This window comes from Hyphomonas pacifica, from assembly GCF_000682675.1.
Lineage (GTDB): Bacteria > Pseudomonadota > Alphaproteobacteria > Caulobacterales > Hyphomonadaceae > Hyphomonas > Hyphomonas pacifica.
In genome coordinates this window covers 13,387-27,046 of the sequence record NZ_AWFA01000034.1, presented here as the reverse complement: position 1 = coordinate 27,046, position 13,660 = coordinate 13,387, and the positions used below count along the sequence as shown (strand labels likewise).

At 55.4% G+C, this 13,660-nt stretch carries 11 protein-coding genes; 6 read left to right on the top strand and 5 right to left on the bottom strand.

Translation table 11 applies throughout. The annotated features are described in order from the left end of the window. Positions 1-26 precede the first annotated feature (26 nt). From purU to HY2_RS10925, 3 genes are all read right to left on the bottom strand, one after another. Complete coding sequence (gene purU, locus HY2_RS10935; RefSeq protein WP_034827521.1) at positions 27-881, bottom strand: formyltetrahydrofolate deformylase; 855 nt, start codon at positions 879-881, stop codon at positions 27-29. Positions 882-898: 17 nt separating this feature from the next. Then, entirely contained in the window at positions 899-2,293 is a 1,395-nt protein-coding gene (ahcY, locus tag HY2_RS10930) for an adenosylhomocysteinase (RefSeq protein ID WP_034827519.1), read from the bottom strand. 129 nt (positions 2,294-2,422) lie between these two features. Next, entirely contained in the window at positions 2,423-3,583 is a 1,161-nt protein-coding gene (locus HY2_RS10925; RefSeq protein WP_034827517.1) for a DegT/DnrJ/EryC1/StrS family aminotransferase, read from the bottom strand. A 399-nt stretch (positions 3,584-3,982) separates the two neighbouring features. On the opposite strand from HY2_RS10925, the gene HY2_RS10920 reads away from it, so the two are divergent. Genes HY2_RS10920 through HY2_RS10910 form a run of 3 tightly spaced genes read left to right on the top strand, consistent with a single transcriptional unit; the run spans position 3,983 to position 7,504 of the window. Further along, complete coding sequence (locus HY2_RS10920) at positions 3,983-4,969, top strand: polysaccharide pyruvyl transferase family protein (protein WP_034827515.1); 987 nt, start codon at positions 3,983-3,985, stop codon at positions 4,967-4,969. A 32-nt stretch (positions 4,970-5,001) separates the two neighbouring features. Then, positions 5,002-7,017: a glycosyltransferase gene (locus HY2_RS10915; protein WP_034827513.1), complete on the top strand. Its 2,016-nt coding sequence runs from the start codon at positions 5,002-5,004 to the stop codon at positions 7,015-7,017. A gap of 13 nt (positions 7,018-7,030) precedes the next feature. After that, positions 7,031-7,504 carry a hypothetical protein gene (locus tag HY2_RS10910; protein WP_034827511.1) on the top strand — a complete coding sequence of 158 codons (474 nt, stop codon included), beginning with the start codon at positions 7,031-7,033 and terminating at the stop codon, positions 7,502-7,504. Between the two features lie 30 nt (positions 7,505-7,534). Here the strand turns inward: HY2_RS10910 and HY2_RS16825 are convergent, their stop codons facing one another. Both HY2_RS16825 and HY2_RS10900 read right to left on the bottom strand, forming a co-directional pair. After that, positions 7,535-8,728 (bottom strand): ABC transporter ATP-binding protein, encoded by a 1,194-nt coding sequence (locus HY2_RS16825; protein ID WP_051594932.1) that lies wholly within the window; start codon positions 8,726-8,728, stop codon positions 7,535-7,537. A gap of 9 nt (positions 8,729-8,737) precedes the next feature. Further along, positions 8,738-9,457: an ABC transporter permease gene (locus HY2_RS10900; RefSeq protein WP_051594931.1), complete on the bottom strand. Its 720-nt coding sequence runs from the start codon at positions 9,455-9,457 to the stop codon at positions 8,738-8,740. Between the two features lie 166 nt (positions 9,458-9,623). On the opposite strand from HY2_RS10900, the gene HY2_RS10895 reads away from it, so the two are divergent. The 3 genes from HY2_RS10895 (at position 9,624) to HY2_RS10885 (ending at position 13,645) form a co-directional block, all read left to right on the top strand. After that, entirely contained in the window at positions 9,624-10,949 is a 1,326-nt protein-coding gene (locus HY2_RS10895) for a glycosyltransferase (RefSeq protein WP_034827509.1), read from the top strand. An 85-nt stretch (positions 10,950-11,034) separates the two neighbouring features. Beyond that, positions 11,035-12,168 (top strand): non-hydrolyzing UDP-N-acetylglucosamine 2-epimerase, encoded by a 1,134-nt coding sequence (gene wecB / locus HY2_RS10890; RefSeq protein WP_051594930.1) that lies wholly within the window; start codon positions 11,035-11,037, stop codon positions 12,166-12,168. Continuing rightward, on the top strand, positions 12,149-13,645 hold the full coding sequence (locus HY2_RS10885) for a glycosyltransferase (RefSeq protein WP_162173285.1): 1,497 nt from the start codon (positions 12,149-12,151) through the stop codon (positions 13,643-13,645). The genes wecB and HY2_RS10885 overlap by 20 nt, the downstream gene beginning before the upstream one ends. Positions 13,646-13,660: the final 15 nt, after the last annotated feature.

Below are 13,660 nucleotides of genomic sequence, written 5' to 3'. Positions count from 1 at the left end.
GCTGACTTTCTTTGTACTTATTATTTTTACCTGGCGAAAACGACCGTTCTGCCGGAATTTACAAATATGCGGTGCTCCGCATGTGCCTTGACGGCGCGCAGCAGGGCATTGCCCTCAAGGTGGCGCCCTGTCTCGATCATGTCGGCAGGGCTATAAGTATGGTCGATGACTTCCGTAACCTGAGCAATGATCGGGCCCTCGTCCAGATCACCTGTGACGTAATGTGCCGTCGCGCCGATCACTTTCACGCCACGTGCATGGGCTTGATGATAAGGCTTCGCGCCTTTGAACCCTGGCAGGAAGGAATGGTGGATGTTGATGCATCGGCCTTCCAGGCGGCGGCATGCTTCATCGCTGAGGACCTGCATATAGCGGGCCAGGACGACAAGCTCTGCACCAGTCTCATTGATGATTTCGAAAAGCCGGGCTTCGGCCTCCGGCTTCGTATCCTTAGTTACCGGAACATGGAACCAAGGCAGGTTCCAGTGCGCGAAATTGTCTCTCAGCGTTTCGTTGTTGGAGACGATGCCCACAACGTCAATCGGCAATTCCCTGCGCCGCGCCCCGTATAACAGCGTGTTGGCGCAATGGTCTGATTTTGAGACCAGAAGAAGCGCCTTGATTCTCTTATCACTCGAATGAATTGCCCAATCCGCCTGAAGTTCGTCACCCAGGTTGTGGAGTTCGGCCTCAAGGCCATCCGGGGTGGACTCATCAGGGGCATGGAACACCAGACGCGCAAAGAAGTGGCTGCTTTCAGGGTCGCCGAAAGTCCGCGAGGACGCAATAAAGCACCCATGTCGTTCCATAAGTTTGGCCAGGCTGGCCACAAGGCCAACCCGGTCGGGGCAGGAGAGGGTGAGGATATGTTCGCGTGCCAAAAGTCGGGCCCTGCCTTCTAGTAGCGATAATGCTCTGGCTTGAACGGGCCAGTCTGGTCGACTCCGATATAGTCGGCTTGTTCGCCGGACAGTTCAGTCAGCTGAACTCCCAGCTTGTTGAGGTGCAGCATGGCTACTTTCTCATCCAGATGCTTCGGCAAGGTGTAGACCTTGTTCTCATACTGATCGCCGCGCGTATGCAGCTCAATCTGTGCTAGCGTCTGATTGGTGAAGGAGGCTGACATCACGAAAGATGGGTGGCCTGTCGCATTGCCAAGGTTCACCAGGCGGCCTTCCGAGAGAAGAATGATGCGCTTGCCATCCGGGAAGGTGATCATGTCAACTTGCGGCTTGATATTCGTCCATTCGAAATTGCGCAGGCCTTCGACCTGAATTTCGTTGTCGAAATGGCCGATATTGCAGACGATTGCCATGTCTTTCATTGCGCGCATATGGTCGACGGTAATGATGTCTTTGTTGCCGGTCGCCGTGACGAAGATGTCGAATTTCGGCGCGGCGTCATCCATTGTTATCACTTCGAAGCCATCCATAGCGGCCTGCAGGGCGCAGATCGGATCAACTTCTGAGACAGATACGCGGGCACCGGAACCAGACAGCGAGGCTGCAGAGCCTTTGCCGACATCGCCATAGCCTGCAACGAAAGCCTTCTTGCCGGCCATCATGACGTCCGTGCCGCGACGGATCGCATCGACTAGGGATTCCTTGCAGCCATACTTGTTGTCGAATTTGGATTTTGTGACCGAGTCGTTGACGTTAATGGCTGGGAAGGGCAGCTCGCCGCGCTTTTCCATCTGGTAGAGGCGGTTCACACCGGTCGTCGTTTCTTCAGACACGCCTTTTATACCGGCCTTTGTCTTGGCGAACCAGCCTGGGGATTCCTGGATGCGCTTCTTGATCTGTGCGTAGAGCGCAGTTTCTTCTTCCGATTTCGGGTTGTCCAGAATGGAAGGGTCGGCTTCAGCCTTCTCTCCGAGAACGAGGTAGAGCGAGGCATCGCCGCCATCATCCAGGATCAGGTTCGGGCCGGTGCCGTCATGCCAGTGGAACAGGCGGTCTGTGTAGTCCCAATACTCGGTCAGGGTTTCACCCTTATAGGCCCAGACCGGCGTGCCATTGTCGGCGATTGCGGCAGCGGCGTGGTCCTGGGTCGAGTAGATGTTGCAGGAGACCCACTGAACGTCTGCGCCGAGGGCTTCCAGCGTCTGGATCAGAACTGCGGTCTGGATGGTCATGTGCAGCGAACCGGCGATCTTCGCGCCCTTGAGAGGCTGCGAAGGGCCGTACTCTTCGCGTGCGGCCATCAGGCCCGGCATTTCCGTCTCGGCAATGGCAATTTCCTTGCGGCCATAATCGGCGAGGGAAATATCGGCTACGTGATAGCTTTTAGCCATATCAATAATCCTTTATACGTTTGTATGGCGGGTAACATGACAGGCAGCAAAAGGCAACGCGCGAAGTGCGCGTTACCCTGTAGTCGAGCTGCGGATACTCTTGAGAAAGGGCTGGAAGCCCTAGGGGGCTTACCCGTTAAATGCGCGCACGGCGTCGATGATTGTCGCCTGATCTGCTTCTTCCAGATAGGGGTGCATCGGCAGAGCGATGACGTGCTTGCTGGCAGCCTCGGTGACGGGCAGGGTGCCCGCAGGCGGTTTGTAGGCGGCGCAAAAATCCTGTTCGTGGATTGGCACGGGATAGTAGACGGCCGTTGGGACGCCCTGGCTGGAGAGGTGCGCCTGCAGACCGTCTCGGTTCTCATGTTCGATGACATATTGCGCCCAGACGCTCCGACCGCCCTCAATGACAGTCGGTACGCGCTTTACGTGGCCCTTGAGGCCCTCGGCATAGCGGTCTGCCACCACCTGCCGCTTGTCGATCTCATCGGCGAAGATCTTCAGTTTCTCCAGCAGGACGGCGGCCTGAATCGTATCGAGACGGGAATTCATACCGACGCGTAGCGACAGATATTTGGGGTCATGATGGAAGTTGCGTTCTGCGGCATCAGTAGGCGTCACCTTGCCATAGACACGCAGCGATTCGATAAGTTCTGCTAGGGCCGCATCATTGGTGATAATCGCGCCGCCATCGCCATAGCAGCCTAGCGGTTTGGCCGGGAAGAAGCTGGTCGTTGCGATATCGGCCCAGTCGGACGGGTGTTTGCCATTCAGCGTGGAGCCATAACCCTGCGCTGTGTCAGCCAGCAGCTTCAGGCCGAACTCGTCACAGATCGCCTTGATCTCGGGATAGTTGGCCGGCTGGCCAAACAGGTCCACAGCGATCACGACTTTCGGGGTCAGCTTGCCTTCGGTCTTCACCGCTTCGATCTGTTTGCGCAGATGGGCCGGGTCCATGTTGTAGGTTTCCGGCAGGATATCCACAAAGACCGGTGCGGCGCCAAGCCATGGCACGACTTGCGCCGTGGCAACGAAGGTGAAGGAGGGGCAGAAAACGGCGTCGCCGGGCTTCAGTTCCCACGCCATCAGTGCCAGGGCGAGCGCGTCGGTGCCATTCGCGCAGCTGACAGAGTGCGATGCGCCGCACCACTCCGCCAGTTGTTTTTCAAGCTCGGTGACTTCTGGCCCGAGCACATACCGGCCGCTTTCCACAACACTCTGAATTGCAGTGTTAATTTCCCCCTCAATGCGTTTGCGTTGTGTCTGTAGATCAATGAAGGGGAGGGACATGGTAGGTTCCTTTATTCTGTTGCGCCTCGATAGAGGGGTGCCAATCTGGCGGCAAATCACGCGTGGTTACTATCTGTTGCAGGTCGTGTGTTTCAGGGAAATGGGTGCGCCTTGGAATCTATGTGCTACCCGTGTTTGAGCCTGTCCCGATGCCGGGCTCGGCAGGTTGCTTCACACGTGTCCTTGCTTTAGGACGATCCCTCAAAATCGTCGTTCGGGTGGAAAGCTTTGGACAAGCTTTTAACCCGTTTCTCTGATGCAGCTTTAGCAAGGTAAATTGACGTGTGTAGAGCCGCCCGCAGGCTGCTTTTTATCGGGAAATTTAGATGAACACCGGCCCGGTTCCACGCTAGGTTAACTCGAATACAGATCAGAGAATGCAAGCAGTTAGGAGTTTATGTGACAAAGCGTATTGGCCTTGTTGGGTATTTCAAGTGGGGTAACTATGGCGACGAGTTGTTCCGGGAGGTTCTGACCGACTTGTTCGCCGGGGACGAGGATATTGAGGTGGACGTCATGCACGACATGACTGAAGCACCCTATTTTTCTGGGTCCGTGGCCGAACGTGTAGATAAATTCGATGCGATTATCATCGGCGGGGGGGATCTTGTTATACCTTGGTCGCTCAGCCCCCTCTACTGGAAAGAGGAATACCTGGCCAAGCCCGTCTTCGTCATTGGCGTGGAAGTGCCCAGATGGGGCGGCTGGAAGGAGGAAGTCTGCCTGGAGATGTCGCGTTTCCTGCAGCATGAAAATGTGAAGTTCATACATGCGCGCAGCGAGGCCAGCGCAAAATGGATGCAAGAGCATTTGAGACCAAAGATAGATGTCTATCCGGGTATAGACATTGTCTGCGCCATGGACTTTCCATTCCATGCGCCGCAGAACAAGGTACTCGGTCTGATTACGCGTGCTTATCAGAACATTGATCCGGTCCATATCAACGCGTTTCTGCAGAAGGCTGTGGATGACGGATGGACCATCAAACACATCCCTCTGGGAACAGCCCCCACCTCTGAAGAGGATATAGCGGAGGCGCACGAGCATACGTTCACGCCAAGATCAATCACCGTGACGCGGACGATAGAGGAGCTGACGCGAGAGATTCAGACCTGCCAGATGCTGCTCAGCATGAAGTTTCATGGTTGTGTGGTTGGGCATATGTCAGGGGTACCAACCGTTACGCTGAGCAGGGCGGACAAATTCGTCCATTTCTATCAGCGTATAGGCAGAGCTGCCTTTCTGTCGGTCGCCGGGGATGCCAGATTGCCCGAACTATTTTACCTTGGAATGTCAGGCGTTGACCGGCACGGGGTTGAAGAGCTACGCGCTGTGGCGAAGCAGGAGGTGCAGATGCTTCGTGATGCTGTTCTCCAGTACGTTTGATTAAGTTGCTATAGAGAAGATGGGAAATCGCTATGCTCTTGGGGGCTATTGACAAGTTTGAGCGCAATTATGTCAGCGGTTGGCTGGTAAATGTATTCAACCCGGATGATGTACTGGTCATTGAAGTATTCGCCGATGACGAATTGGTCATGGCCGCTGAGCCGGAATTCGTACGGGAGGATGTGGATGAGGAATATGCCGCGCTTCATATCGGCTTTGCTGTAGAAATTCCGCAGACGATCAGCTCTCAGGCGCGTCTCACAGTCAGAGTCGCCGGACATGACTTTGATTTTGATGGTCAGGCAGTGGAGCCTGGTGCGTTCTCGTCAAAGTCGCAAGGGGAGCAGGCAAAGAAAACCTTCCAGTTCCCGAAAGTGCTTTACCGTGCGGATCAGCCGCGTCTCATGAACATGCAAAGCATTTTGCACAAGGCGCATGACGCGTTTGACAAACGTCAGCCCATTTTCATCGTGCCGCCCTTTGTGGATTGGAACCTTCCCCTTTTTCAGAGGCCACAGCATATCGCCGCCGCAATGGCGGAGTTGGGGGCTATGGTCATCTACTTTTCTCCATCTTACATGTATGATGAGGGAGATGAAGTTCTTCAGATTCGTGACAATTTGTATCTGTGCAAACAGCCTGCATTGTTTGAGCAGTACATCGTGGATGGCCCGCCGAGCTTTATCGACCTCTACAGTACCGCTTGGTATTTTTCCAAAGAGCGTATCTCTGCCTGGCGAGAGGCCGGACACTATATTGTCTATGAATATGTAGATCATATTGATGAGGCAATTTCCGGCAAGGAGGGGGCAGACGCGGCGAAGGTAACGTTCGCATGGCTGGCGCCTTCAATTGTCGATGTCGTCATTCCTACAGCGGGTCTGCTGTACGATGAAATGAGGGCCCGCTTCCCATCTGATATGGTGGCCATGTCACCGAACGGTGTGGAGATCGAACGTTTCATTGGCTGCAAGGAGACGAACCCGGTCATTGATGAGATCCGCAAGGCGCATGGCAACAAACCTGTTATTGGATATGTCGGGGCGCTGGCCGATTGGCTGGACTATGAGTTGATTGCAGACTTGGCGCGGCATCGGCCGGATCTGACATTTGTCATGGTCGGACCGAAATACACGGATTCCATTACTCTTCCTGAGGCGGATAATCTCGTCTGGCCGGGACCTTTCCCGTATCCAACCGTCCCGACACTGTTGAATTCTTTCGATGTAGCATGGATCCCCTTCAAGGAGGGTGACATTGCAAAGACGACGTCGCCACTAAAGCTTTTCGAGTATTTCGCGGCGCGTAAGCCGGTTCTGGTCAACAGCGATATGAGAGAGTGTGTTGCCTACAAGGAAGTCTTCTCTGCCAGTGATGTGCAATCTTTCTCTGAGGCGCTGGATGCAGCCTTGGCGAAAAAGGATGATGCGGCTTACAAAAAGGCTGTTTTGAAGCATGCTCATGCCGCCAGCTGGCAGGAGCGTGCACGGACTATGCTCGATGCCTTTGAACATGTTGCGCACCTCAGATATCATTATGCAAACCGTAGTCGTGTTCCGTACTCCTATATGAGTGCCGGAGTGGGCTCGCTTGAGCGCGAGCGGACATCAGAGGCGCTCTACGAGATCGCACAGACCGAAAATGGCATGGAAGTCATTCCGCTTCCCATGGTTGCCCGTCCGGGGGACTATAAGAGCCTTTCCGTTGATATGGCACAGTGCGAGATACCAACGGATATCGATTGGGTCTTGTCTCTTCGCATCAATTGTTCTGCGCCGCCTCCGCCAAGAGTTTCGGTTGTGGATGTGCTGGTTGATGGGAAACTATGCTGCAGTTTTGATGGCTCCCGTCTTCAGCAGCCTTGCGATATCCTTTTCAAAGGGGATTTTGTTCGCGACAAGGTCGTTACGCTGCGCCTGCGCGGTATTCGTGCGGATATCCGCCGTTACTGGAATGGGCTGACATTTATGGTCGAGGATGCCTATGTCATGCAGCGGAAGATGAAACGAAACCTTGTCGTTTCGCTGGACGGCGTGGAATATCAATAATTAAGGGCGTATAATGAATAATTCAAAATCGAATTTGAGGGTAACGGAGTCTGTCGTTCCTGTCGAAACGCTCGAAGTTTATCTGCATTCGCAGGATGCCTGGACAGCAACCGTACCCAAGGCAGTCTTTGATGTTTATGAGACCGAGCCAGGCCAGGAGGGGGAGGGCACCCGTAGTCGCGTAGAAGGCAAGATCTACGCAACGATCGGTGTATTGCCGTTTGAATTTGTTGTGGAGAGTCGCAAAGATGGCGAGCGGCTGGAATTTTCAGGCCGGGGGACTGTTGCGAAAGTGGCTCCGGTGTCTCTCGAAGGGGCGGCGGAAAAAGGATTGGCAGGTAAGACTGTGATCTCAATGTCCCCGGTTCTAGATGGCCTGCCGGGCATTCTGCGCCGTATGCTTGAGAAGGTAGAGCAGAAGCTTGTCACCACCATAAGGGATCGTATCGAAGCATATTATGCTTCGCAGAATTCAGACGAGCTCTAGTCATTTCCAGGCAGGCGTCGGCGCAGGCTACTATGCGCTGAGCGCCTGCTGTTTGACTTTCAGAGATTGCAGGGTAGTGGCGGCTTCGCGCACGCCCTTTGTCATCGCAATTTCAATAAGATTATGAGCGATGGCTTCATCTCGGGCAGGGAAGGATTTGTCTGCCAGAATCAGGCCTTGATGATAAATGCTCCAGGCATCATCCGTTAGGGATGGGTGCCGGAAATAGGGCAAGGCTACCGCCATGTTTATGGGCGCCCCTCGACCGTAGAAGTGAATTGTGCCCAGGCGGTATGCCGCGCGTGCAACATTCTCCCTGGCATAAAGTTCTTCTGCAATACGGCGCGCCTCTGAGAAATTCTGTGCGAACCAGGCCTGATCCATTTGGCGGACCTGATCGTCAATATAGGCTTGCCGCGCTTTGGCTGCTTCTGCTTCTCCGCTCGGTTTTTGCATGGTTCCGGCCTGGCCGTGACGCCGCATTTCCGCCGCATAGGCTTCTGACACGTCCTTTGGATCGCCCACGGCGACGATCTCGCCTTTGCGCATCCAGGCCAACTTGTTGCAGTTCTGTTGCAGAATGGATGTTGTATGGCTGGCCAGCACAACGATGCCGGACTGTTCCACCATATGCTTCAGGCGTTCGCTGGCCTTGCGGACAAAGCCTGCGTCGCCAGCCCCCAGCCATTCATCCAGCACGAGAATGTCTCCACGCAATGCGGTGCAGATCGCGAATGACAGGCGCGCCCGCATGCCATCGGAATATGTGCGTACGGGCAGGTCCAGGAACTCGCCGAGCTCGGTGAACTCCGGAACGGTATTATGGGCTTCTTCGACTTCGCTGTTCGTCGCCCCGAAAAGGCGGAGGGGAAGTTCAATATTCTGGCGACCAGTGAGCTCGGGGTTGATGCCTAGTCCGCGGCTGATCAAGGGGATGATACGCCCGCTTGATTCGATGCTGCCAGTCGTCGGCTGGGCAATGTTCGCCATGAGACGCAGCAGAGTCGATTTGCCCGCACCATTATGACCAATCAGGCCGAGCCGGTCTCCGGACTTCAGATCAAGATTAATGTCATTCAGGGCGTGCACCAGCTCAATGGACCCTGGGCCTTCAGCGCGGCGCCCACCCGCGCCTCCCGCCAGAACAGCGCTCTTTATGGACCGGCTCTTCGCATTGAAGATCGGATAGGAGAAGCTAACATTCTGAACGTTGAGAAACGTCATGAGGTCTACCTAGAGCCAAAAGATTACGCGTTTACGACTATAGCGCCAGACAATTAGTGCCGCGATAAGGCCGCCAATCAGCATGACCCCTGACGCGATCAGTGTATCTGTGCTTGGGATATACCCCATGAGAGGTGCCCGAATAAGCTCAATCATATGGTAAAAGGGATTGGCGTGCGTGACCAGCGTCCGCCCTCCGATCTGGCCAGTCTGCCAGATGATGGGAGTCAGGAAAAACGAAACCTGAAGGAGGTTCGAGATAATTTGCTGAAGGTCTCTGAAGCGCGCGCACAATGGTCCGCTTACAGAGATAAAGAAGAATAAAATCAGGCAGTTGATGAGCAAGCCAACGGGCAGAAACAGCATGGCCCAAGTGATGTGTACCTTTGCATAGATCAAGACACAGACAACAACCAGCATATTGTGAAAGAATACGATGATGTTCCGATAAACAACGCGTGCCGCAAAAATGCTGAGGGGCATTGGCGCACTCATCAGGTGCGATGAATTATCAATGACTGAAACACTGCCTTCGCTGATCACGGCAGAAATCATGTTCCAGGCCAGCAGGCCGCATGACAGGAAGACGAGATAATCGAGAAAGGGTTGCTTCAGGATCTGGGCGTAAAGTATTGAAATACCGGCAATCCATGCCGCCAGCGTCAGGCTGATCCAGAACGGGCCGATGATGGAGCGCTTGTATCGAAGTTTGATGTCCTGATTGCCCATGAGAAACCAGATGGGCCAGGTGTTTATTACATTGGTCAGCTCTGAGAATATCGAGGCTGACCTTTTGGGTGTGACTATACTCTGCGTCATAAATCAGATTTTATTTACGCCCGTATGGGTTCCAAACATCCGCGAAGATATACCTCAATAGGAGAGAAATTCCCTGATGGACAGAACAATTCTCATCAGTGTTGCGAATCTCAGCCACGGTGGGTTGGAGACGCGAATTGCTGGTGAGCTGCGTTATCTTCGATCGCGCGGCTATAAGATTATTCTTGCTACGGCATCGCAAGAGGCCGCTGTGCACGAGCTGGGGCTTGCATACGACCATGCAGTCTTCGAGGTGCCTTTTGACAAGGCATTGACCCCCGACCGCCTCAGGGAAATGGTTCAGCTACTTTCCGAAATTATACAAGAGCGCGGCGTAACAGAGGTCTGGGCGCATCCGTTTCCTTCCATACTTCCGGCTGTTCTCGCCGCCGAGAAGCAAGGCATCCCGCGCCGCGTATTTCTTCACGGTCCTCTTTCCCTTGCGGAGCAGGGCTATGGAGCGCTTTGGACGCTTGTGCTGAGGCAGTTTATATTGCCTGCGGCAGAAGAGATTGTTGCCGTTTCCGAAGAGGTGAGGGAGGTTGTCGAGGCGGCGGCCCTGGCGCCTCTACAGCGGGTGTCCGTTGTTATGAATGGCGTCAATACGGGAGTGTTTCAGCAGAAGCCGACAGGTCTTCCGCCGCGAAAGCGCGTCCTGGTCGTCAGCCGTCTCGACAGGCCAAGGGTCAAGGCGATCATGCCTTTGCTGAAGGCCGCGGCTGCTCATGAGGGCTGGGGCGTGGACATTGCCGGCGATGGGACTGCCCGCGCACGGCTGGAGAGAGCAGCGCGCATGTACGGTCTGACGCCGGATCGCGTGACGTTCCTGGGTGCGCGGCATGACATTGCCGAACTTCACGGCGATTATGATATCGTCGCCGCAAATGGCCGCGCTTTCCTTGAGGCTGCAAGTGGAAACAAATTGTGTGTTCATTTGGGGCCGGAGGCTTTGCCTTTCCTGGTCTCCAAAGCTGATTTTGAAACCCTTCGGACACGCAATTACAGCGGCAGAGGCGTTGGCGAGCGCACAGATGATGTTATCGCCCTGCTGGAGCGAATAACGGATAGCGAGGCCGAGACCTACCGTTTGAGAGATGTCGTGGTTGCCGGGGCAGATGAGCGGCGCATTCTTGAAACTTGGGGTGTGCCAGACCTTTCGTTCGTGTCTTCTCCGATCTCGGGGCTTTTGACTCTGCTGGACGAAGATGTGGTCCCGGCAGATGTTTCGATCAGTAACCATCCTGGCTTCCTCAGCAGGATGAGGCGCCTAGCCTGGCCAACTCCCGGGAAGCTGGCGTTTCAGGACCTGTACATCGACTTTTTGGAGGTTTCCCGTAGTAATCTTAACGACCGTACCTGGCGCGCGGAGCAGAAATTGCGTCAACTGCAGCGGGAAGCTTAAGGCGTGGTTGCGCTGTCGGGAGTGGGCGGCTAACTCAACGGCTTGCGAGGCGATTCTTTTCCTTCCGGCATTTATCGAGGTTAGCATGAAAATTCTCAGTATCGTGGGTACACGGCCGGAGGCTGTGAAGATGGCGCCGGTATTGCGGGCGCTCAATGCACAAAGCTGGTGTGAGGCACCACTTTTGCTGACTGGACAGCATCGCGATCTCGTTGATACAGCGCTCAGACAATTCGACATTGTGCCGGATTACGATCTTGACCTGATGATGCCAGGCCAGACCCTGGGGGCATTGACCGGACGGGCATTCCTGGCGCTGGAGAAAACGCTGAACGAGATCAAGCCTGACATCGTGCTGTCGCAAGGGGATACGACCACCGTAATGGTGTCTTCGATCTGTTCCTTCTATCATGGAATCCCATTTGGCCATGTCGAAGCCGGTCTCAGAACCGGCGATATTCGCAATCCGTTTCCCGAAGAACTGAACCGGGTCATTACGGGCAGGGTGGCCGATTTCCACTTTGCGCCAACCCCCGCATCTGCTGATGCCCTGCGGCGCGAACTGGTGCCGGAAGACAAGCTTTTTGTGACCGGTAATACCGTGATCGACAATCTCGCTTATTACATGGACCGCGTGGCCCCGTCGCAATTCGCAGCGCCGGAAGGCAAGCGCCTCATCCTGATGACATCCCACCGTCGCGAAAATTTCGGCGAGCCGATGCGCCAGTATTTTGCCGGCCTGCGCGAAGTCATCGACGCGCGTCCGGACGTGTTTCTCGTTTATCCGGTGCATCCCAATCCGAATGTTGTCAGCACCGCTCAGGAATTACTGGGTGACCATGACCGCATCCAGCTGATCGACCCGCTGCCCTATTTTGACTTTGTGGCAGCCATGAAGGCGGCGGACCTGATCGTCACCGATTCCGGGGGTGTACAGGAAGAGGCTCCATTCCTGCGCAAGCCCGTACTGGTTCTGCGTGAAGAAACGGAACGGCCGGAGGCTGTTTCGTCTGGTGTCGCCCGGTTGGTGGGGCTGAAGCGCGAGAAGGTGCGTGACACCGTTCTTGAGGTGCTGGACAATCCCGACGTGTATGCTGCAATGGCCAGCGGGGCATCCCCATATGGAGACGGCCTGGCAAGTAACCGGATCGTTCAGGTCCTGGCAAACTATGCAGGCAAGACATATGAAGGGGAACAGATTGGGCCATTCGAGGGATGAGAACGTAAACGCCCGGCCTGTGAATCGCGCGCCACGGCGATATCTTCTTTCCCTTTGGAAGCCATTCTGGGTCCACATTGACCAGTGCAATGCAGAAGGTCTGATTGGCTGGGTAGCCCCTTCAAAGGCGCTGTCACCTGAGGAGACCTTGTCTGTATCTGGTGCCTGGGCAGAGCCTGTGCACGCCAGACTGAAACCGGATGGCGCCCTTCGGGCAGCATGGCAGACGCGTCCGCTCTACAGGTTTCACATCCCATTCCCGGTCAGCGAGCCTGGCTCGCGCGGAGCATGGCGCATGTCTCTTGCGGGCCATGTACAGACCATGCCCGCTCCGAAATGTTCCGGTGGCTGTTTGGCGTCACAGATACGGTTTGTCGGGCCGGGCACACAGCCCTGCAAGAGCAGGCGCGTGCTGCTGGTTCTTTCATCCATCGACTGGGAGTTTCGCCGCCAACGCCAGCAGCAGCTGTCGCAGGCCCTCTCGGTTTCCTATGATCATGTTCTCTATCTGGGGCCAGCCAGCCTGGATCATGCGGATAACAATCTGCCTGTTGTGTATAGCCTTGCGGAGGCAATCTCGGGCGTAGCCGTGCCTTTCGAGCGGGCCTTCGATATGGCGCAAGACCGCCTGACTGCTTCATCCGCCCATCAGATTGCGGAGCAGGTAAATACCCTTCTGAAGGGCGCGGTACATACGGATGTCTTGTGCCTCTTTCCGGCATGGCAGCCGGTTATAGGGGCGCTGGCAGCTAACCGTGTGATCTATGATCTTCTGGACGACCATGGCAGTTTTGATCATATCCGGGCGGATATCATGGTCGAGGAACAGGCGCTCATTGCGCAGGCAGATCTTGTGACCAGTCCGCATGTGGGCCTTCTTCAGCGGGCTGACCTGTCGGGCGTGAGAAATGCTCTTGTGCCAAACGGCTTTGACCCTGCGGCCTTGTCGCAAGCAGAAGCAAGCCATCCGCGCGCAAGGCGTGCCGTCTATCTTGGCGCCATTGAGTCCTGGTTCGACTGGCCCTTACTGATGCAGTCGGCAGAGACCCTGTCGGACATAGAGTTCGAAATCATTGGGCGGGTCGAAAGCCTGCCACCCGGACCATTGCCTGCTAATGTGATCCTGAAAGGCGAGATGCCCCATCCTGAAGCGATGAAACGGCTATGCGAAGCCTCGGTTGCGCTCATCCCGTTCAAGGTCACGGCCCTGACGCGTATGGTCGATCCGGTCAAGATTTACGAGTACATGGCCGCCGGTTTGCCGGTCGTGTCCACGCCGTTTCTTGATGAAGGCTGGGGCCGCATGGAGGGGGTGGAGTTGCAGGCCAAATCCGACGGATTTGCGGATGCGGTGCTGCGCTTTGCCGGTGATGCGGATACCGCCTTGCGTCAAACGCTGATGCAGCAGGCGCAAACGGCCAGTTGGTCCGCACGCGCACGGGATTTGATTGCTGCACTGAACGGGGAGAGTGGCTGAACTGTTCGGCGGAAT

Excerpts from the sequence above, each read along its gene's own strand:
- ahcY (WP_034827519.1), bottom strand. The coding sequence starts at position 2,293 with ATGGCTAAAAGCTATCACGTAGCCGATATTTCCCTCGCCGATTATGGC.
- HY2_RS10925 (WP_034827517.1), bottom strand. The coding sequence starts at position 3,583 with ATGTCCCTCCCCTTCATTGATCTACAGACACAACGCAAACGCATTGAG.
- HY2_RS10915 (WP_034827513.1), top strand. The coding sequence starts at position 5,002 with ATGCTCTTGGGGGCTATTGACAAGTTTGAGCGCAATTATGTCAGCGGT.
- HY2_RS10910 (WP_034827511.1), top strand. The coding sequence starts at position 7,031 with ATGAATAATTCAAAATCGAATTTGAGGGTAACGGAGTCTGTCGTTCCT.
- HY2_RS16825 (WP_051594932.1), bottom strand. The coding sequence starts at position 8,728 with ATGACGTTTCTCAACGTTCAGAATGTTAGCTTCTCCTATCCGATCTTC.
- HY2_RS10900 (WP_051594931.1), bottom strand. The coding sequence starts at position 9,457 with ATGGGCAATCAGGACATCAAACTTCGATACAAGCGCTCCATCATCGGC.
- HY2_RS10895 (WP_034827509.1), top strand. The coding sequence starts at position 9,624 with ATGGACAGAACAATTCTCATCAGTGTTGCGAATCTCAGCCACGGTGGG.
- wecB (WP_051594930.1), top strand. The coding sequence starts at position 11,035 with ATGAAAATTCTCAGTATCGTGGGTACACGGCCGGAGGCTGTGAAGATG.